At 66.2% G+C, this 18,113-nt stretch carries 21 protein-coding genes; 11 read left to right on the forward strand and 10 right to left on the reverse strand.

The annotated features are described in order from the left end of the window. Positions 1-16 precede the first annotated feature (16 nt). The gene (locus ATJ93_RS03440) at positions 17-673 is read right to left on the reverse strand and encodes a COG1361 family protein (RefSeq protein WP_245977500.1); all 657 of its coding nucleotides are present in this window, start codon (positions 671-673) and stop codon (positions 17-19) included. Between the two features lie 205 nt (positions 674-878). Between ATJ93_RS03440 and ATJ93_RS03445 the strand changes: the two genes are divergently transcribed. Further along, entirely contained in the window at positions 879-2,117 is a 1,239-nt protein-coding gene (locus ATJ93_RS03445) for an iron-containing alcohol dehydrogenase family protein (protein ID WP_120243219.1), read from the forward strand. 13 nt (positions 2,118-2,130) lie between these two features. On the opposite strand, the gene ATJ93_RS03450 is transcribed toward ATJ93_RS03445, so the two are convergent. Next, the gene (locus ATJ93_RS03450; RefSeq protein WP_120243220.1) at positions 2,131-2,628 is read right to left on the reverse strand and encodes a hypothetical protein; all 498 of its coding nucleotides are present in this window, start codon (positions 2,626-2,628) and stop codon (positions 2,131-2,133) included. A gap of 210 nt (positions 2,629-2,838) precedes the next feature. Here ATJ93_RS03450 and ATJ93_RS03455 point away from each other — a divergent pair, with 210 nt between their 5' ends. Continuing rightward, a complete protein-coding gene (locus tag ATJ93_RS03455) occupies positions 2,839-3,843 on the forward strand; it encodes a zinc-binding dehydrogenase (RefSeq protein WP_120243221.1) in 1,005 nt (334 codons plus the stop codon). Between the two features lie 131 nt (positions 3,844-3,974). On the opposite strand, the gene ATJ93_RS03460 is transcribed toward ATJ93_RS03455, so the two are convergent. The 5 genes from ATJ93_RS03460 to ATJ93_RS03480 all read right to left on the reverse strand — a co-directional run bounded on the left by ATJ93_RS03460 (position 3,975) and on the right by ATJ93_RS03480 (position 7,027). Then, positions 3,975-4,349, reverse strand: a complete 375-nt coding sequence (locus tag ATJ93_RS03460) for a CBS domain-containing protein (protein ID WP_170155507.1) — start codon at positions 4,347-4,349, stop codon at positions 3,975-3,977. Positions 4,350-4,477: 128 nt separating this feature from the next. Next, complete coding sequence (queC, locus tag ATJ93_RS03465; protein WP_120243223.1) at positions 4,478-5,227, reverse strand: 7-cyano-7-deazaguanine synthase QueC; 750 nt, start codon at positions 5,225-5,227, stop codon at positions 4,478-4,480. 18 nt (positions 5,228-5,245) lie between these two features. Then, complete coding sequence (locus ATJ93_RS03470; protein ID WP_120243224.1) at positions 5,246-6,031, reverse strand: 7-carboxy-7-deazaguanine synthase QueE; 786 nt, start codon at positions 6,029-6,031, stop codon at positions 5,246-5,248. 1 nt (position 6,032) lies between these two features. Next, positions 6,033-6,533: a 6-pyruvoyl trahydropterin synthase family protein gene (locus tag ATJ93_RS03475; protein ID WP_120243225.1), complete on the reverse strand. Its 501-nt coding sequence runs from the start codon at positions 6,531-6,533 to the stop codon at positions 6,033-6,035. A 140-nt stretch (positions 6,534-6,673) separates the two neighbouring features. Further along, positions 6,674-7,027, reverse strand: coding sequence for a winged helix-turn-helix domain-containing protein (locus ATJ93_RS03480; RefSeq protein WP_120243226.1), 354 nt, complete (start codon positions 7,025-7,027; stop codon positions 6,674-6,676). Between the two features lie 175 nt (positions 7,028-7,202). Here ATJ93_RS03480 and ATJ93_RS03485 point away from each other — a divergent pair, with 175 nt between their 5' ends. Then, positions 7,203-7,886, forward strand: coding sequence for a competence/damage-inducible protein A (locus tag ATJ93_RS03485; protein WP_120243227.1), 684 nt, complete (start codon positions 7,203-7,205; stop codon positions 7,884-7,886). 7 nt (positions 7,887-7,893) lie between these two features. On the opposite strand, the gene ATJ93_RS24305 is transcribed toward ATJ93_RS03485, so the two are convergent. After that, positions 7,894-8,016, reverse strand: coding sequence for a hypothetical protein (locus ATJ93_RS24305; protein ID WP_281271524.1), 123 nt, complete (start codon positions 8,014-8,016; stop codon positions 7,894-7,896). 98 nt (positions 8,017-8,114) lie between these two features. On the opposite strand from ATJ93_RS24305, the gene ATJ93_RS03490 reads away from it, so the two are divergent. From ATJ93_RS03490 to ATJ93_RS03515, 6 genes are all read left to right on the forward strand, one after another. Continuing rightward, positions 8,115-9,275, forward strand: coding sequence for an ATP-NAD kinase family protein (locus tag ATJ93_RS03490; RefSeq protein ID WP_120243228.1), 1,161 nt, complete (start codon positions 8,115-8,117; stop codon positions 9,273-9,275). Positions 9,276-9,459: 184 nt separating this feature from the next. Beyond that, complete coding sequence (locus ATJ93_RS03495; protein ID WP_120243229.1) at positions 9,460-10,491, forward strand: phosphate signaling complex PhoU family protein; 1,032 nt, start codon at positions 9,460-9,462, stop codon at positions 10,489-10,491. Positions 10,492-10,577: 86 nt separating this feature from the next. Next, positions 10,578-10,760, forward strand: coding sequence for a DUF7525 family protein (locus ATJ93_RS03500; protein WP_120243230.1), 183 nt, complete (start codon positions 10,578-10,580; stop codon positions 10,758-10,760). Positions 10,761-10,916: 156 nt separating this feature from the next. Then, entirely contained in the window at positions 10,917-11,141 is a 225-nt protein-coding gene (locus tag ATJ93_RS03505; RefSeq protein ID WP_013880179.1) for a DUF7123 family protein, read from the forward strand. A 198-nt stretch (positions 11,142-11,339) separates the two neighbouring features. Continuing rightward, positions 11,340-11,774: a CoxG family protein gene (locus tag ATJ93_RS03510; RefSeq protein WP_120243231.1), complete on the forward strand. Its 435-nt coding sequence runs from the start codon at positions 11,340-11,342 to the stop codon at positions 11,772-11,774. Between the two features lie 12 nt (positions 11,775-11,786). After that, positions 11,787-12,644 carry a carbon-nitrogen family hydrolase gene (locus tag ATJ93_RS03515; RefSeq protein WP_120243232.1) on the forward strand — a complete coding sequence of 286 codons (858 nt, stop codon included), beginning with the start codon at positions 11,787-11,789 and terminating at the stop codon, positions 12,642-12,644. A gap of 367 nt (positions 12,645-13,011) precedes the next feature. Here ATJ93_RS03515 and ATJ93_RS03520 read toward each other — a convergent pair whose 3' ends face one another. Next, complete coding sequence (locus ATJ93_RS03520; RefSeq protein WP_120243233.1) at positions 13,012-14,547, reverse strand: aldehyde dehydrogenase family protein; 1,536 nt, start codon at positions 14,545-14,547, stop codon at positions 13,012-13,014. A 98-nt stretch (positions 14,548-14,645) separates the two neighbouring features. Then, positions 14,646-15,455 carry an RIO1 family regulatory kinase/ATPase domain-containing protein gene (locus tag ATJ93_RS03525; RefSeq protein ID WP_120243234.1) on the reverse strand — a complete coding sequence of 270 codons (810 nt, stop codon included), beginning with the start codon at positions 15,453-15,455 and terminating at the stop codon, positions 14,646-14,648. 114 nt (positions 15,456-15,569) lie between these two features. On the opposite strand from ATJ93_RS03525, the gene ATJ93_RS03530 reads away from it, so the two are divergent. Next, entirely contained in the window at positions 15,570-16,760 is a 1,191-nt protein-coding gene (locus ATJ93_RS03530) for a DUF7544 domain-containing protein (RefSeq protein ID WP_120243235.1), read from the forward strand. A 147-nt stretch (positions 16,761-16,907) separates the two neighbouring features. After that, positions 16,908-18,050 carry an acyl-CoA dehydrogenase family protein gene (locus tag ATJ93_RS03535; RefSeq protein ID WP_120243236.1) on the forward strand — a complete coding sequence of 381 codons (1,143 nt, stop codon included), beginning with the start codon at positions 16,908-16,910 and terminating at the stop codon, positions 18,048-18,050. Positions 18,051-18,113 lie beyond the last annotated feature (63 nt).

The following is an 18,113-nucleotide window of genomic DNA, read 5'->3' on the forward strand; positions in this document are numbered from 1 at the left end:
GCACCGTCGGCCGTCGCTACTCGACTACGGCGACCATCTCGGTGACCGAGTGCGCGCCGGTATCCACTTCGACGGGGAACTCTTCGCGACCGCCCGACGGATCTCCCGCACGGAACTCGAGGATGATCGTCCGCCGTTCGCCGGGTGCAAGCGTCAGCATGCGGCTATCCTCGACCTCGGGACTGTAACCGACGATCAACTCGATATCCGTCCGCCCGGTCTCGTCGCCGACGTTTTCGATCGTCGCGTACACCTCGAGCAGTTCGGAGGCTCCGACGGGCGAGTTCGTCCAGACGGAGTCGACCTCGAACAGCGCGGGATCACCTGTCCAGGTAGTGACCGTCACCATCTCGGTGACCGAATGCGCGCCCGTATCCACCCGGACCGGGAACTCCTCGTGACCGCCCGACGGGTCCCCCGCACGGAACTCGAGGGTGATCGTCCGCCGTTCACCCGGTGCGAGGGTTAGCATCCGCCTGTCTTCGACTTCGGGACTGTAGCCGACGATTAGCTCGACGTCCGTTCGCCCCGTCTCGCCACCGACGTTCTCGATCGTTGCGTGCACCTCGAGAACCTCCCCCGGACCGACGGGCGAATTCGTCCAGCGGTTCGTTACCTCGAACAGCGCAGGATCCTGTGCCCCGACGACTCCTCGCGTATCGGCGGTTGTCACCCCACTGAAACCGCCTACCCCAAGACCTCCGCCCGCGATCGTGATGAACCGTCGCCGGTTCATACTCGGGGCTACCGTGTCAATTCCTATCAAACAGTAGTGTACGGTTCGTCGGTACAAACTGTTCGGATTTCCGATCACCCGTCGATTCGGTACGGTCGTTGATCGCCGCTACTTTAACCCGTTTCGTGGTGTGTGATCGGACATGAATCGCTTCCCCTCGAGCGACCGCGACACCGCGTTCCGATTCGAGTACCACCCGGCGACGATCCGGTTCGGCGACGGCTGCGTCGCCGATCTCGAGGACGAACTCGAGCGGCTGGGCCTCGAGCGCGCGCTGGTCGTCTGCGGCTCGACGGTCGGCGACACGCCGGTGGTGATCGAGCCGGTGAAATCCGGGCTCGGCGACCGGCTGGCGGGCGTCTTCGACGAGACGACGACGAAGAAGCGCCTGTCGACGGCGCTCGACGGCGTTGCGCGAGCGGAAGCCGAGAACGCCGACGCGCTGGTCGCCCTCGGCGGCGGCAGCAGCCTCGACGTCGCGACGGTGATGAGCGTTCTCGCCGCGCGAGATGCGTCGTCCGCAGCGGTAGCCGAAGAGTTCGAGGAGACGGGAACCATCGCCGTGCCGGACGACGCGGCCTTGCTGCCAGTCGTCACCGTTCCGACGACGCTGGCGGGCGCCGACCTCTCGCAGGTCGCCGGCGTCACGGCGGCACCGGACTCGAGCCCGGTCGAGGCGGAGATCGGCGGCGGCATCTCGGACCCGCGACTGATGCCCGAGGCGGCGTTCTACGATCCCGAACTCGTGGCGACGACGCCCGACTCGGTGCTGGCCGGCTCCGCGATGAACGGCTTCGACAAGGGCGTCGAGACGCTCTACGCCGCCAACGCGACGACGATCACCGACGCGACGGCCAGACACGGCCTCGAGAAGCTCGCGGACGGCCTGCGCGCGTTCGGCGACGGCGACCGCGACACTGAAACGTTCGAGACGATCCTCGAGGGGCTCGTCCTCGTCCAGTACGGGGTCTCCCGGCCGGAGGGGACGACGCTCTCGATCATTCACGCGTTCGGTCACGGACTCACCAGAACCTACGACGTCCAGCAGGGGGCCGCCCACGCCGTCGTCGCGCCGCACGTCCTCGAGTACCTCTTCGAGCGCGAAGACGCCGGAGCTATCGACGCACGGTCAGGCCTGCTCGCGAACGCGCTCGGCGTCGACAACGCCGCGGATCACGGCGCCGCGGTCGTCGAGGCTGTGACGGAGATTCGGGACGCGCTCGAGTTACCCGCGAAGCTGCGCAACGTCGACGGCCCGCAGCCCGAGGCGTTCGATAAGGTTGCCGAGGACGTGCTGGCGGACGGATTCATGGAAAACGCGCCGCCGGGGCTGGAGCCGTCGCGTGCGGCGATCGAGGACATTCTCGAGGCGGCGTGGTGAGGGTCGCGCCGTCTTACCGGTCGGACGAGTACCGCGCCGACGAGTGCGACTCGAGGGCGGCGGGCGGCTCGACGCCGCGCCTGGCCGGTCGGACCCCCTCAGTGAGCGGCGAGAGTAGCCAAAGGGCGTAGATCACGGCGATCGTCGCGCCGGCGGCGGCGGCGACCAGCCCGACCGTGACGGTGCCCGCCGCCGGCACGTGTCTGAACGCGGAGACCCCGACGCTGCTGCCGACGATCGAGACGACCGTCCACGCATTCGTGTCCGGAACCACCGCGACGAGATACTCCCTCGCGATGACGGCGTAACAGAAGCCACAGCAGACGCCGAGGGTGGCGGCGGTCCACCACGCGTCGGTCCAGCGTGCGGGCAGGGTGAGATCGGCCTGCACGGGTACCAGCCAGGCGAACAGCGGGAGGCCGGCGAGCAGCACGAGCAACTCCCCGCGGCGACCGTCGGGGAACGTCCAACCGCCCTCGTCGTCGCGGAACCACGCGCGGAGATCGACCATCGGTGCTCGTCTACGGCGTACGACGCGGGTCGTGTTGAATATTTGGTAAGATTCGCTAGCTGTACTCGAGCGCGCTCGCGGCGGGCAAGGCGAGTCCGTGCGAATCGGGACCGAACCGAAACCAGCAGGACGGTCCGCTATCCGGGACTATCAGCACGCGTAACCGGAAGCGCCGGGTATTCCCGCGCGGGTACCGAACCTCGAGCCGAGATGCCTTCTGGAATGACCGCCTACGCGATCGAGGAGTACGGCGACCCCGACGTCTTCGAGGAGACGACCCGCGAGGTCCCCGAGCCGGGACCGAACGAGATTCGCGTCGAGGTCGTCGCCTCGAGCCTCAACCCCGTCGACTACAAGATCCGGCAGGGCGCGATCCCGGACTTCGCGCCCGAGTTCCCGGCGATCCTCCACTGCGACGTCGCCGGCGTCGTCGACGCGGTCGGCGACGGCGTCGAGGAATTCGAGGCGGGCGACGAAGTCTACGGCATGCCCGGCGGCGCGGGCCGGCAGGGCGCGCTCGCCGACTACGTCGTCGGCCACGCCGGCACGTTCGCCCACGCGCCCGGCGAGATTCCGCTCGAGGACAGCGCCGCGCTCCCGGTCGTCGCCCTGACGGCCTGGGAGATGCTCGCCGACAAGGCGACCGTCGACATCGGCGACGAAGTGCTCGTCTACGGCGGGGCCGGCGGCGTCGGCCACATCGGCGTTCAGTTGGCCGACTGGTTCGGCGCGAACGTGATCGCGACGGGCTCGAGCGAGGCCAACCGCGAGCTCGCGGAAGAACTCGGCGCCGACGCGACCGTCGACTACACCGAAACCGACGTCGAGACCTACGTCGACGAGTACGCCAGCGGGGGCGGGTTCGACGTCGTCTTCGACCCGGTCGGCGACGAGCACCTCGAGACGGCCTTTCAGGCGGTCCGGCCGTTCGGGAGCGTCGTGACGACCGAATCCAGCGCCGCGCAGGACCTCGATCTCGCCCCGATGCACGCCAACTCGCTCGAGTTGGGCGTCGTGCTGGTCATCCTGCCGGTGCTGCTCGGCGACCGACAGGAGCGCATCGGCGAGGAACTCGACGACATCGCGACGCTGGTCGACAAGGGCGCCCTCGAGCCGCACATCGACGACCGGTACACCTTCGACGAGGTCGCAGAGGTCCACCGTCGCGGCGAGGAGGGCGACTTCCGCGGGAAGCTGCTGCTGGTCAACGAGTGAATCGAAATCACCGGCGCGAGTCCTCCCCGAACGACTGAAGCGACTCGCCGCCGTCGGCGCGGTTGCATTCCGCTCGTAGAGTGACGACCTTCGGCGGCGACGATAGCGCCCGTACGCGCTTACGCACTACCTCACGAGAGGTGGGCGGTGACGTCCGTCGAGGTGACCATCCCGACGTAGTCGTCGTCGACGACCGGGAGGTGTTTGATCCCGTAAGTGGTCATCATCGCGGCGACCTCCTCCATGTAGAGGTCCGGCGTGGCCGTCTCGACGTCGGTCGTCATCACGTCGGCGACCGTCAACTTCGTTACGTCTTGCCCGTCAGCAACGGCGTCGAGCACGTCCGTACTGCTAACGATCGCCCGCGGCGAGGTCTGAACCACGAGCGCGTTGATGTCCTTCTCCCGCATTCGCTGCGTGGCCTCCATGACCGTCGCGTCCTTCGAAATCGTCTCGAGCGGCGTGGACATCACGTCTTCGACGGTGGTTCTGTCTGAAGAAGTCATACGGTAAAAACGGGCACGGCCGTTATGGTAGTTTCCCTCCTCGCAGCGGGAGTTTCAGCGTCACCGAACTCCGAGTCGAACCGGCGATTTCGATAGAGTTCGGCTCCGCCGACGGTGCAGACCGAGAATCAGGCGCCGCCACCGCCAGCGTACGACGGCCGCTCGGCGTACTCGATCGGATCGCGAACGCCGACGTTCTGGAACGCTTGCAGGCGGAACGCGCAGGCGTCGCAGGTGCCGCAGGCGGGTTCGTTTTCGCGGTAGCAACTCCACGTGTGCTCGTAGGGCACCTCGAGTTCGACGCCGCGCTCGGCGATGTCGGTCTTGGACCACTCGACGAACGGGGCTTCGATCGCGATCTCCGTCTCGGGTTTCGTGCCGACGTCGACTAGGTTTTCGAAGGCCTCGAAGAACTCGGGGCGGCAGTCGGGATACCCCGAGAAGTCCTCGCTGTGGGCGCCGATGAACACGGCGTCGCAGTCGTTGGCCTCGGCGTAGGAGACCGCCATCGCGAGCAGGTTCGCGTTGCGGAAGGGGACGTACGACGTGGGAATTTCGTCGCTCTCCATGTCCGCGTCCGCGACCTCCATCTCGTCGTCGGTCAGGCTCGAGGCGCCGATCGCCGAGAGATGACCGGTCTCGATCTGCAGGAAGTCCGCGGCATCGAGTTCGTCGGCCAGTCGGCGGGCGCACTCGAGTTCGCGGTCCTCGGTGCGCTGCCCGTAGGAGGTGTGCAGGGCGTAGATCTCGTAGCCCCGCTCGCGGGCCTCGTAGGCGGCGGTGGCGCTGTCCATGCCGCCGGAGAGGAGGACGACGGCGCGTTTAGTGCGGTCGGCGGACGATTCGGTGTCGTCGGTCGTGGCAGTGTCTGCAGTCATGCTATCGTAGGTGTGACGTTACGTTTCCGGTGCATCGTTCCACAGATCGACGTGGAGCCGCGGCGTGTAGCGGAAGCCGTACTCCATCGCGAGGTCCGCGACGCGAGTTCGAGTTTCGGCGAGTCGCTCTCGAGTCGCCCCTTCGGGCATCAGGAGGACGTTTCCGTCGCGAACCGGGACGTCGGCGACGCTCCGAAGGTCCGCGAGCAGATCGAGAATCTCGGGCATGTCCTCGTCGTCCGTAACGACGAACTTCAGTTGGTGATCGTACTCCTCGACGAGCGCTGCGAGACGCTCGAGGTCTATCCGGTCGTTTTCGTGGCGCTGCTCCCACTCGCCGTCGCCTTTGGGATCCCGTCCGGGCGTAGGCGTGCTGCTCTCGAGTTTCGGGCTGATCGAGGCGAGGTCGATCGGCGCGTCGCGGTAGATCGTGCCGTTCGTCTCGACGGTGGTGTGGTAGCCCCGCTCGTCGAGGCGCTCGAGCAGGTCGACGCTCGCTTCGTGGAGCAGGGGCTCGCCGCCGGTGAGCACGACGTGGTCGGCGTCGTAGGATTCGACCTCGGCGACGATCTCCTCCAGCGACATGGTGGCGTGAGTCGGCTCCCAGGAGGTGTGGTAGGAGTCGCAGAACCAGCAGCGGAGATTGCAGCCGCTGGTCCGGACGAACACGGAAGGAACGCCGGCGAGCGTCCCCTCTCCCTGCAGAGATTCGAATAGTTCGTTGATCGGGAGACCGGGCTCGTCGCTCACGTCGGTCGCTTCGTCGGCGGCCGCGCGGTCGTCTACCGAGTCGGACACCGGCATCTCAGAACCGGCTGCCCCCGCAGAGTTCGCTCGTCTCGTTGACCTGTACTGCGACCGCCGAGACGGTATCGGGCAGGGCGGCCTCGAGTTTCCGCTCGAGGACGACGCTCATCACTTCGGCCGTCGGCGGATGCTCGAGGACGACGATCCCGTCGGCGTCGCCGGCCGCCTCGAAAGCTTCGATCAGGGGGTCGCCGCGCTCGAGCAGGAACCGGTGATCCCACTCGTCTATTACCCGAGTAATATCGCCCTTGTCCGCGACCCAGCCCTCGTCGGTCAGTTCGCCGGTGACGGTGACCGCGATCTCGTAGTTGTGACCGTGCGGTCGCGCGCACTTCCCGTCGTGGTGCTGCAGCCGATGGCCCGTGCTGATGCGGATCGGCCGGTCGCGACCGACGTGGAGGACGCGTTCGGTGCCGGAGACCTGCGCCGCAGGAGCCGGGGACTCGAGCTCTGCATCGGCTCGTTCCGCGTGCTCGCGGCTGGCGGTTCGTTCAGTCACACTGCAGTATTCTCGTAGGATTACTTAAGGATGATTACTGCGAGCCGCGTGCGGTGTGTGCACCGTCCCGATGCACCGACTGTGCCGACGGGTGGCAGTTCACACTCCGACCGTTCGAGCCGGCTCGCCGGAAAACCCGCTCACTCCTCGAGTTGGTCCTGCAGCTGGTTTTTCGCCTCGGTCCGGCGCTTACGGGAGAACTCCGGTTCGGCCTCGGAGAAATCCACCTCGAGTTCGTCGACCGTCCGCCGGTAGATGTTCGTTCGGCGCCCCTTCTCGGAGAGCTCTCGACCCTCGCAGGTCAAGAGACCCGCGTCGACCAGTTCCTCGATACGACGGTAGCAGGTCGCGATTGGAATCTCGATGTCCTCACTCAGCGCCTGTGCCGATTTCGGCGTGCCCGCAGCGCAGAGGATTTCGGCGCTGTATTTGTTCCCAAGCGCTGAGAGAACCGTATCCGAATCCGATTCGTACTGTGTCAGACCCGAAGACATTGGTGCACTATTCTAACTCCTCTAATTGAATCTTGTGGCTGATGGAGTGTTTATTTATATGGAGTGTTCCGTTCGAAAATGGTTGGCACACCGACAGTGAAGGAAGAACGGATCGGTGCAGAGCAACGGCGGCCGCTGGAATACCGTTTTGGGGACCCGGCGCTAACACGCTCGTATGAACGTCGCGGTCGTTACGGTCGGGGACGAACTGCTCGCCGGGCAGACGACGAACACGAACGCAACCTGGCTCTGCGAACGCCTCAACGAACGCGGCGTCACCGTCGAGCGCGTCACGACGGTGCCCGATCGGGTCGCCGACATCGCCCGCGTCGTCAACGAGTACCGGGCCGAGTACGACGCCGTCATCGTCACCGGCGGCCTCGGGCCGACCCACGACGACGTCACGATGGAGGGAATCGCCGCGGCGCTCGGACGCCCGCTCGAGACCCACGAAGAGGCCCTGACCTGGCTCGAGGAGGACGGCTACTCCCGGTCGGAGTTGACCGAGGGAACGGCCGAACTCCCGACGGGTGCGCGAGCGCTCCACAACGAAGCCGGGGTCGCACCCGGGGCGGCGCTCGAGGACGTCTACGTGCTGCCGGGCGTTCCGACCGAAATGCAGACGATGTTCGAGGCGATCGCACCGGCGTTCTCGGGGACGCCGACCTACCGGGAAGAAGTCGTCGCCGACGAACCCGAGAGCGCACTGTTGGATCGTCTCGAGGAGATCCAAGACCGCTTCGACGTTTCGGTCGGCAGCTATCCCGGCGAGTCGGTTCGAATCGCGATCGAAAGCACGGACGAAGCGACGGTCGCCGAAGCGGCGGCGTGGCTTCGAGAACGGGTCGACACCGTCTGAACTCGAGTTAGCGGTAGACGTAGGCGAGCCAGACGATCGTAACGAGCAGACTGGCGATCAGGACGCCCCAGCCGACGAGGTCCATGGGCAGTTCGGTCTCCGCGGCGAGCACGTAGGTCAGTTCGTTCATAATCGGCCATCCGTTCGCCCCCCTCTTAATATTTCAGAAAACGGGGTGATCGCCCGGAACACCGGACGCCTTTTGTCCGAAATCACCCTAGAGCCGCCATGGACGCGCTTGGCGTCGTCGTCAATCCGATCGCGGGGATGGGCGGTCGGGTCGGCCTGAAGGGAACGGACGGAAAAGTCGCGGAAGCGCGCCGCTTGGGCGCCGAGCCGCGTGCACCCGACCGAGCGCGGGAGGCGCTGCGCTCGCTGCACCGCCGCGACCCCGACGTGACGGTGTACACGGCCGCGGGCGTGCTGGGCGAGCACGCTGTTCGAGACGCGGGGTTCGATCCCCAAGTCGTCTACGAGCCCTCGAGCGACGCTGCCGCCGATCGCCAGGCAACGGGTGTCGATCCCGAGGAAACCGAGACCACCGCGGCGGACACGCGGGCCGCCGTCCGGGCTTTCCTCGAGCAGGGGGTCGATCTCGTGTTGTTCGTGGGCGGGGACGGGACGGCCGTCGACGCGGCCGAAGTGCTCGAGGGCGAGGGCGAGGCCGAGACCGAGACCGATACCGACGGTGACTCCGGCGCCGGCGATCGAACGCCGATACTCGGCGTCCCCGCGGGTGTCAAGATCTATTCGTCCGTATTCGCCGTCACGCCGGCCGACGCGGGCCGGATCGCCGCCGAATTCGACCGCGTCGAAATGCGCGAGGTAAACGACATCGACGAGGAGGCGTATCGCGAGGGCGAGGTCCGCACCGAACTCAAGGCCGTCGTGCCGGTCCCCGTCGCGCCGGACGTCCAGTCCGGGAAGCAAGTCTCGAGCGGCAGCGTCGACTCGCTGGCGTCGGGCTTCGCCCGCGAGATCGAGGACGAGCGGACGTACGTCTTCGGCCCCGGCGGCACCGTCGGCGCGATCGAGGCGGAACTGGGGATCGACCCGTCGCCGCTCGGCGTCGACGTCTGGCGCGACGGCGAGGTGCTCGCCAGGGACGCCGCCGAATCGGACATCCTCGCGGTCCTCGAGGATCCCGTGACGATCGTCGTTTCGCCGATCGGCGGACAGGGGTTCGTCTTCGGTCGGGGCAACCACCAGATCTCGCCGGCGGTCATCGAGCGCGCCGACGAGATCGAGGTCGTCGCGTCCGAGGAGAAACTCGACGGGATCGACGCCCTGCACGTCGACACCGACGACGAGGCGATCGACGAGGAGTTGCGCGGCTGGCTCCGCGTTCGGACCGGTCGGTTCACGACGCGGCTCGTGAAGGTCGTCTAAGGGCGTTCGGTACCGGTTTCGCTCCCGTTCCCGCTCCCCGTCGTCCGTGCATCGCTACCGGAACGGCCTGAATCTAGTTTAAGGATCGGCGCGGTTCTACCGAGGGAACCAACCATATTACTATTGGACCCAATATAATGACCATATAGTCAAGATTAAGGTCGAGTCCCGCGTAGCCGATCCCATGGAAACCCGGAAAGTGCAACGACTCGGCCCGTCGACCCTCGCGATGACGCTGCCCGCGGAGTGGGCGTCCGAGCACGCCGTCGAGAAGGGCGACGAGGTCTCCCTGCGAACCAGCGGCAAGGGCACCCTGACCGTGATGCCCGAATCGGCCAGCTCCGAGGAGACGGAGGCGATCATCCACGCCGACGATCTCGACGCCGACGCCGTCGAGCGCGCCATCGTCGCCCAGTACGTCCTGGGCCGGCGCGTCATCCGCATCGAGCGCGAGGACGGCGCGCTCGACTCCGAGCACATCAACGCGGTCTACCAGGCCGAAACCCAGCTGATGGGGCTGGGCGTCATCGAGGAAACCCCCGAGAGCATCGCCATCCGCTGTTCGGTCGACCCCGAGGACTTCACGCTCGACAACCTCTTAGAGCGCCTCGAGCGGACCGGCCAGACGATGCGCGGCGAGGGGATCAAGGCCCTGGCGCACGGCAATCCCGACCTCGCCCAGCGGGCCCTGAACCGGGAACGACAGGCGAACAAGATCTTCGTGCTCCTGCTGCGCCTGATCTTCACGGCCTATCAGAATCCCAACCTCGCCCGCGCGGTCGGGCTCTCCAGCGGCTTCCCGCTGATCGGCTACCGCTCGATCGCGAAGAACCTCGAGCTGACCGCCGACAACGGCGAGGACATCGCCGAGATCGTCATCGAGACCGAGAGCCATACGTTAGACGTCGACAGCTCCGTGATGCGGGACATCCGCGAACTGAACGACCTCGTCGACGAGATCACCTCGCTGGCGGTCGAGGCGGCCGTCGAGCGCGACTACGACAAGTCGAACCAGGTTCGCGGGCTCTTCCACGAGATCACCACCCTCGAGGACGAGATTCTCTCGGACCTGCCGGAGATGCCCAACGAAGACCTGCTGCGGGTGCGGGAGGTGCTGGTCAGCCTCGAGCAGACGGCCCAGTACGCGATGCGAAACGCCGAGATTGCGGCGAACCTGGCGCTGAACGAGGAGTCCGAGCACACGACGATCAACTGAGCGCTCCGTTCGGAGCCGCCGTTTTGACGGTCCAAATACGGCCGCGAACAAGTGGTCTTAAGAGACCCCGCTAACAATCCACGAGCATGGCTACCGAAACGAACTCGACGGACAAGGGCGTCGGACTGGCGCTCGGCGCCGGCGCGATCGCCGTGCTCGGCGCGCTCCTGATGCTGATCGGCGCACCGGAACTGGAAGCGGCCTGGGGCTTCGGCGCCGCGGTCCTTTTCAGTTCGATCGCGGTCGTCGGCCTGCACCTCTGGGACTGATCGGGAACGAATCCGAGCTGCGAGGAGGCGTTCGTGACAGCGGTCGAAGGATTCCGGACCGACCGGCAGACCGGGTACCACGGGTAGAAGCGCGATCACACGAGACAACGGCCGTTAAGAGTTAAGGCCGCCGACGCCCTAGACAGAGCACGGACGATGACCGACTATTCCGACGAAGAGCAGCGAATCCTCTCGTATCTCCGCGAGAGCGCCGCCCGCGGCGAACGATACTTCCGGGCGAAAAACATCGCGGATGCGATCGGACTTTCGTCGAAACAGGTCGGCGCACGGCTTCCCCACCTCGCCGAGAAATCGGACGACGTCGACATCGAAAAGTGGGGCCGTGCCCGGTCGACGACGTGGAAAGTCACCCTGAGCTGAGTGCGGACGGCCTCGAGCCTACGGAGCAGGCTCGGCCGCCGTCTCGCGGGCTCGGAGTGGGCGCCGCCCACCGCATTCCACCCATCGATCGCGACCCCGACGATCTCAGATCCGTCCGGTTGCTCCCGCTCTCTAGACGGGACCGGCACCGCGCCGCGGTCCACGGTCTTTTTACCGCACAACGACCCAGTTAGCCGCATGACTGTACGGGTCGACCGTTCGTTCGAGGTGTCGGCACCGCCCGAGCGCGTCTGGGAGTTTATCGCTGACCCCGAAAACCGCGCTCGAGCGATCAGCGTCGTGCAGCGCTACTCCGCCGACGACCCGGACGGTCGGCAAGTTACCTGGCACGTCGAACTACCGATCCCGCTCGTGCGACGAACGGTCGCTGTCGAAACCGAAGACGTCACGCGCAGACCGCCGGAGTACGTCAAATTCGTCGGCAAATCGAAGGTCCTCGAGGTGACGGGCGAACACGAGATCGTCGAGATCGACGGCGGCACGCGCCTCGAGAACCACTTCGTCGTCGACGGCAAACTTCCGGGCGTCGAGAAGTTCTTCAAGCGGAATCTGGACGACGAGATACAGAACCTCCGCCGGGCGCTCGAGCGGGAACTGGAGGGACAACCGTAGCGTACTGTACCAATGAGTAACCAACAGACGACGGATCCGACCGCGGACGAGTCGCTCTCGATCGCCCTCGCCCAGATTCAGATCGAGGCCGGCCGCGTCGAGGAGAACGTCGAACGAGCAGTATCGGCGATCGAACGAGCCGCTGCACGGGGCGCAGAGCTGGTCGCGCTCCCGGAACTGTTCAACGTCGGCTACTTCGCGTTCGACCGCTACGCGCGGCTGTCGGAGCCCTTTGACGGGGAGACGTTCGGGCGCCTGCGGGAAGCCGCGGCCGAGCACGACGTCGCCGTCCTCGCGGGAAGCATCGTCGAGGACCTCGCAGCGACCGAGACCGTTCCAACCCCCGCCGACGGCGGCTTGGCCAACACCGCGGCACTGTTCGACGCCGACGGCGACCTGCAACTGGTCTACCGCAAACACCACCTGTTCGGCTACCAGTCCGCCGAGTCCGAACTGCTCGTTCCCGGCGAGCGCCTCGAGACCGCGACGATCGGCGGCGTCACGATCGGGGTGACGACCTGCTACGATCTGCGGTTTCCCGAACTCTACCGGCGGCTGATCGACGAGGGTGCCGAACTCGTGCTCGTTCCGAGCGCGTGGCCCTATCCGCGGATCGAACACTGGGAGACGCTGTCGCGGGCGCGAGCGATCGAGAACCAGTGTTACGTTGCGACGATCAACGGCGCCGGGACGTTCGACACCGACGACGGGGAAACGACGCTGTTGGGCCGCTCGACCGTCTACGACCCGTGGGGCGTGTCGCTCGCCTCGAGCGGCGACGCGCCGGCTCTCGTCGCGGCCGACGTCGACCGCGAGACCGTCGCCGACGTCCGCACGGAGTTCCCGGCCCTTCGGGACCGACGGTTCTGAAAGGTGAGCGTCTCGGAACGTCAATCGTCGTTCTGTAGACGATGTGACTAGACCGGGCAGCAACTGCCGACCGCTGACTTTTTGTCTCAGGGCGCCAATTGACCGGTGCCGGGAAGACGCTTTTCACGTCGAACCGGCATGCGCGTCGCTCCGGCCCGTCGCACGCTCGGGCCCGGGACCGAGCGTTACGTCCGCGTCCGCATCCACGTCCGCATCCGTCGCCTCACCTCGGCCTCGTCCACCCCTTTCCATTTCACTTCCTGCACGATACTGACCGGAGTACCCCCACGTTGGCCTTGTGATAGTAAGTCCACTCTCTCGAGCACGGGCAAAAACAGGAAATAACGGGAAAGCGAGACTGCGCCGCTCAGTCGTCCCGCGTCACGATATCCGCCGACAGTCCCTGGGCCATCTCGATCTCCTTCGAGTTGTTCATCGTCCAGGCGGTGCGCTCGGTGACGGCTTCGATGGCCTCTCGAGCGCTGGGGTAGCCGTTACCCGACTTCTTGACGCCGCCGAAGGGCAGTTGGACTTCGGCGCCGATACAGGGCAGGTTCGCGTACGCCAGCCCCAGATCCGCCCGATCGCGGAAGCGGTTGATCTGGCGGTAGTCCTCCGAGACGATCGCCCCCGCGAGCCCGTAGGGCGTGTCGTTGTGGATCTCGAGCGCGCGATCGATATCGCCGGAGTACTCGATGAGGGCGACGTGGGGGCCGAAACACTCCTCTTTCAGACAGCGCAGATCGGTGTCGTAGTCGATCTCGTAGACGAACGGGCCGACCCAGTGGCCGTCCTCGTGGCCCTCGGGAATCTCGTCGTCCGCGAGTTCGAACCGGTCGACCAGTACCTCGCCGCCCTCCTCCTGCGCTAACTCGTTGTACCGGCGGATCTTCTCGACGTGATCCGCCTCGATCGCCGGCCCCATGAACGTGTCCTCCTCGAGCGGATCGCCGACCGCGATATCTTCGGCGATGTCGACGAACCGCTCCTTGAACTCGTCGTAGACGTCCTCGTGGACGATCAGGCGCTCGCTCGAGACGCAGCGCTGGCCGGTGGTCTTGAAACTGGACATCACGGCGGAGTGGACGGCGATGTCCAGATCCGCCTCCTCGGTGATGACGATCCCGTTCTTGCCGCCCATCTCGCAGGCCGCGAGTTTGCCGGGTTCGCCGCCGACCTTGCTGGCGATTTCGTGGCCCACTTCGGCGGAGCCCGTGAACAGTACCGTATCGACCCGCTCGTCGTCGGTGATCGCCGCGCCCGCGTCGCCGAAGCCCTGGATCATGTTGAAGACGCCGTCGGGGATGCCGGCGTCTTCCATCATCTCGGCGATGATCTGGCCGCACCACGGGGTCTGCTCGGCGGGTTTCCAGACGACCGTGTTGCCCTCCACGAGGGCGATCGCCATGTGCCAGAACGGGATCGCGACCGGGAAGTTCCACGGCGTGATGCAGCCGATCACGCCGCGGGGCTTGCGGCGCATGTAGGCGTCCTTGCTGCCGATCTCGGAGGGGACGACGTCGCCGTGGGGGTGGCGCGCGTTGCCCGCCGCCCACTCGACCATGTGCCAGGCCTCGGTCACGTCGGCCTTGCCTTCGGAGATCTCCTTGCCGCACTCCTTGGTGACGATCTCGCCCAGTTCCTCGTGGCGATCCCGCAGCTCGTGGTAGATGTCCCAGAGGTACTCCGCGCGGTCGATGTAGGATAGCTCCCGCCACTCCTCGAATGCGTCCTCGGCGGCCTCGAGGGCGGCGTCGACGTCGTCCTCCGTGCCGCGGCGGAACGTCGCCAGGGTCTCGCCCGTCGCAGGGTTCTCGCTGTCGAACGTGTCGGAGCCGCTGCCGTGGGTCCACTCTCCGCCGATGTAGTGGCCGTACACCTGCTCGGAGGCTTGCTGACTCATGGAAAATCGTACGACGAGAGCCGTGAAAACCCTGGTGGTGGGTCACATGCGGCGACGGCTCGCCGGTGATCCGGCGGCGAGTCGCCGCCGGCATCCGCCTACTGGCCGCCGAGATCCGCCGCCTTCTCGAGTTCGCTGCGCAACTGCGTCGAGTCGAACTCGTGGTCGGGGCGCAGTCGGACGAAATCGAGGAACCGCCGCGCCGACAGCAGTTGGTCGGGATCGTAGGCCGACGACGCCGCCTGCACGGCCCGCCGCGCGCCGATCCGGGGCTCGAGGACGGCCAGCGCGCAGGCCAGATCGTAGGCCGTCGTCTCCGCGACGCGGTCCTCGTGAACGCTGGTGGCGTCGATGAAGTAGAGCTCGCCGTCACAGAGGAGGATGTTCTCCGCGCGCAGATCGCCGTGGGCGAGGCCGTGCTCGTGCAGCGTCGCGAGCATGTCGAACAGGTCCGCGGCTCGGTCGTCGACGACGGCGTCGGACACCGAGCCGAACGACTCGAACTCGGGGAGGTACTCGAGGACGAGCACGCCGAGGCCGTTGACCTCGAAGGCTTCGATCGGCTGGGGCGCGTTGACGCCGATCTCGCGCATCCGCTGGGTGGCCTCGTACTCGTGTTCGACCATCTCGCGGGGCGTCCCGAACCGATCGAAGAAGCCGCCGGTGCCGGCCGAGACCGCGCCGACATTGCGTCCGGTCGTCAGCAGGGCGTGGACGAACGCGTTCTGTCGCGAGACGATCTTGACGAACCACTCGTCGTCGATGACGCAGGGCGTCGACAGCCAGTTGTCCGCCTCGAGGAACTCGACGCGGACGACCTCGCGGTCGTACCGGTCCGCCAGCGTCCGCACGACGCGCTCGATGCGGTCCCACTCGACCGTCCCGCGGGCTAGCTGGCGGAGATCCATACGGTGGAAAGACTCGTCTCAGCGTTAAATGCATCTCGAAGTGTTGCCGGTGAGACGTGTTCGGTCGCCGTCGAGCAGTATTATTTTCAACTCGCCAAGAGTATGGCCGTAGTGATGGATGCAGTCGACGACTTAAGCGACGCGCTCGATGCGACCCGAAACCTGCTGCTGCCGGTCCAGCCAGTACTGTGGCTCAAACTCGCGGTCGTCGTCTTCTTCGTCGGCGGGTTCGGCGTGAACAATCCGGGGTTGGCCTCGTCCAACAACCCCGAGATGGCGCCGCAGAACCCGTCCACGGAGCCGATCAGCGGCGAACTTCCCGACGATATCCTCCTCATCGCCGCGATCGTAATCGGGGCGATACTCCTGCTCGGGGCGCTATACGCGTTCATCAGCGCAATTATGGAGTTCGTCTTCATCGAATCGCTCCGCTCGAGGGCGGTCCACATTCGTCGGTACGCGCGGGCGAACCTCGGACGCGGCGTCCGACTGTTCGGCTTTCGAGTGGTCGTCGGCATCGTCGTGCTCGCGATCCTCGGGATTCCAACCGCACTCCTCCTGTCGGGCGTCTCGACCGTTGAGAGCGCACTGGTCTCGCTGGCGCCGATCTTCCTCCTCGCGGTCCCGCTCCTTCTCGCCTCCGCCCTCGTGATGCGCTTTACCTCCGAGTTCGTCGCCCCGATCATGCTGCTCGAGGACCGGGGCGTCCTCAGCGCGTGGAGTCGGTTCTGGCCGACGCTGCGATCGAACCTGGCGGAGTACGCGGTCTACCTGGTGTTGGTCTGGATTCTCGGCCTCGTCGTCAATATCGGCGTCGGCGTGGTGCTCCTCTTCGGGGCGATCATCGTCGCGATCCCCTTCCTCGTGATCGGGTTCGTCCTGGTCTCGCTCGGCGAAATCGGCGTCTGGATCGCGGGCGGCGTCGCGATCCTCGGCGTGCTCACGCTCTTGCTGTTCGTCGCGCTCGTCCAGATGCCGGTCCGAACGTACTTCCAGTACTACGCGCTGTTGCTGCTGGGCGATACGAACCCGGATCTCGATCTCGTTTCGGACCTGCGGCGAGAGATCCGAACCGCCGATTCGGGTCGGCGGAACGGCCTCGGGTCGCCCTACGCGGACGACGAACGGGACTACTCCGACCGGAACGGCCCCGTCGACGAGGACCGCGACGGTCGATGGGACGACCGCTCCGATGACCGGGATACGGACTTCTGGGATTCGGACGCGGACGACTCGGACGAGTGGGACAACTCGCGGTCGGACGACGAAGACGAGACCGGTGACGACCGCGACCGCGGCTGGTAACCGCGGGGTCGTCTTCCCTTCTTCCACCCTCTTTTCACGCTCGCTCCTCGAGTCGACCGCAGTTTAGAATGGAACTGTACCGAGACGGCCATGAGGTGTGTGAACACCGGCGGTGCGTTTATCTCGCGCGCCGGCAAGTATTGCGGCATGGAGTTCGAGCTGCCCGACGAACACCGGATGATTCGGGAGACCGTCAGGGACTTCTGCGAGCGGGAGATCGAGCCGATCGCGCAGGAGATCGAGGACGAACACCGGTTTCCGGACGAGATCTTCGACCAGTTGGCGGACCTGGACATGCTCGGCGTCCCGATCGACGAGGCGTACGGCGGGCTCGGCGGCGACACGCTCATGTACGCGCTGGTCGCCGAGGAACTCGGTCGCGTCTCGGGGGCGATCGGGCTCTCGTACGTCGCCCACACCTCGCTCGCGTCGAAACCGATCGAGCAGTTCGGCACCGAGGCGCAGAAGGAACGCTGGCTCCGCCCGCTCGCGGAGGGGGAGTATCTCGGTGGCTGGGCCCTAACCGAACCCGAGAGCGGGTCGGACGCCTCGGACATGGACACGACCGCGGAAAAGGAGGGCGACGAGTGGGTGCTCAACGGTACCAAGCAGTTCATCACGAACGCGAGCGAGGCGGGCTCGATCCTCGTCAAGGCCGTCACGGACCCCGGTGCGGGCTACGACGGCATCTCGACGTTCATCGTCGACCCGCGGGAAGACGACGGTTTCGAGGTCTCGACGATCTGGGACAAGATGGGCCTGAACGCCTCGCCGACCTGCGAAATCCGCCTCGAGAACGTCCGCCTGCCGGAAGATCGCCTGCTCGGTGAGGAAGGCGAGGGCTGGGACCAGACGAAGAAGGCCCTCGATGGGGGGCGCATCTCGATCGCGGCGCTCTCGACGGGGCTGGCGCAGGGTGCCTACGAGAGTGCGACGGAGTACAGCCGAGAACGCGAGCAGTTCGGCCAGCCGATCTCGAAGTTCGACGCCGTCCGCGACAAGATCGTCGACATGCACCGCAAGACCGAGCGGTCGCGACTGCTCACCTACCGGGCCGCCAGAACCTACGACGCAGGTGAGCCGGTCACCAGGGAATCTGCGCTCGCGAAACTCGAGGCCAGCGAGGCCGCCCGTGAGGTCGCCGAGGACGCCGTCCAGGTGTTGGGCGGCTACGGCTACACCACTGACTTCGCACCCCAACGGTTCTACCGGGACGCGAAGCTCATGGAGATCGGCGAGGGGACCAGCGAGATTCAACATCTGGTCATCGGGCGAGAACTGGGGCTATAGCGGCGGTTACGAGTCGGACGTTCCGCTCGTCTGCGGGCTCGAGTACGAAGGGAGAAATCGAAC

Origin of the sequence: Halopiger aswanensis (assembly GCF_003610195.1) — an archaeon.
GTDB classification, from domain to species: Archaea; Halobacteriota; Halobacteria; order Halobacteriales; family Natrialbaceae; genus Halopiger; species Halopiger aswanensis.

What these genes read in the sequence shown, in the direction of transcription:
- ATJ93_RS03535 (WP_120243236.1), top strand. Translation starts at nt 16,908, where the DNA reads ATGGAGTTCGAGCTGCCCGACGAACACCGGATGATTCGGGAGACCGTC.
- ATJ93_RS03480 (WP_120243226.1), bottom strand. Translation starts at nt 7,027, where the DNA reads ATGTCTTCGGGTCTGACACAGTACGAATCGGATTCGGATACGGTTCTC.
- ATJ93_RS03520 (WP_120243233.1), bottom strand. Translation starts at nt 14,547, where the DNA reads ATGAGTCAGCAAGCCTCCGAGCAGGTGTACGGCCACTACATCGGCGGA.
- ATJ93_RS03485 (WP_120243227.1), top strand. Translation starts at nt 7,203, where the DNA reads ATGAACGTCGCGGTCGTTACGGTCGGGGACGAACTGCTCGCCGGGCAG.
- ATJ93_RS03530 (WP_120243235.1), top strand. Translation starts at nt 15,570, where the DNA reads ATGGATGCAGTCGACGACTTAAGCGACGCGCTCGATGCGACCCGAAAC.
- ATJ93_RS03495 (WP_120243229.1), top strand. Translation starts at nt 9,460, where the DNA reads ATGGAAACCCGGAAAGTGCAACGACTCGGCCCGTCGACCCTCGCGATG.
- ATJ93_RS03510 (WP_120243231.1), top strand. Translation starts at nt 11,340, where the DNA reads ATGACTGTACGGGTCGACCGTTCGTTCGAGGTGTCGGCACCGCCCGAG.
- ATJ93_RS03490 (WP_120243228.1), top strand. Translation starts at nt 8,115, where the DNA reads ATGGACGCGCTTGGCGTCGTCGTCAATCCGATCGCGGGGATGGGCGGT.
- ATJ93_RS03470 (WP_120243224.1), bottom strand. Translation starts at nt 6,031, where the DNA reads ATGCCGGTGTCCGACTCGGTAGACGACCGCGCGGCCGCCGACGAAGCG.
- ATJ93_RS03525 (WP_120243234.1), bottom strand. Translation starts at nt 15,455, where the DNA reads ATGGATCTCCGCCAGCTAGCCCGCGGGACGGTCGAGTGGGACCGCATC.
- ATJ93_RS03455 (WP_120243221.1), top strand. Translation starts at nt 2,839, where the DNA reads ATGCCTTCTGGAATGACCGCCTACGCGATCGAGGAGTACGGCGACCCC.
- ATJ93_RS24305 (WP_281271524.1), bottom strand. Translation starts at nt 8,016, where the DNA reads ATGAACGAACTGACCTACGTGCTCGCCGCGGAGACCGAACTGCCCATG.
- ATJ93_RS03500 (WP_120243230.1), top strand. Translation starts at nt 10,578, where the DNA reads ATGGCTACCGAAACGAACTCGACGGACAAGGGCGTCGGACTGGCGCTC.
- ATJ93_RS03450 (WP_120243220.1), bottom strand. Translation starts at nt 2,628, where the DNA reads ATGGTCGATCTCCGCGCGTGGTTCCGCGACGACGAGGGCGGTTGGACG.
- ATJ93_RS03445 (WP_120243219.1), top strand. Translation starts at nt 879, where the DNA reads ATGAATCGCTTCCCCTCGAGCGACCGCGACACCGCGTTCCGATTCGAG.
- ATJ93_RS03515 (WP_120243232.1), top strand. Translation starts at nt 11,787, where the DNA reads ATGAGTAACCAACAGACGACGGATCCGACCGCGGACGAGTCGCTCTCG.
- queC (WP_120243223.1), bottom strand. Translation starts at nt 5,227, where the DNA reads ATGACTGCAGACACTGCCACGACCGACGACACCGAATCGTCCGCCGAC.
- ATJ93_RS03460 (WP_170155507.1), bottom strand. Translation starts at nt 4,349, where the DNA reads ATGACTTCTTCAGACAGAACCACCGTCGAAGACGTGATGTCCACGCCG.
- ATJ93_RS03505 (WP_013880179.1), top strand. Translation starts at nt 10,917, where the DNA reads ATGACCGACTATTCCGACGAAGAGCAGCGAATCCTCTCGTATCTCCGC.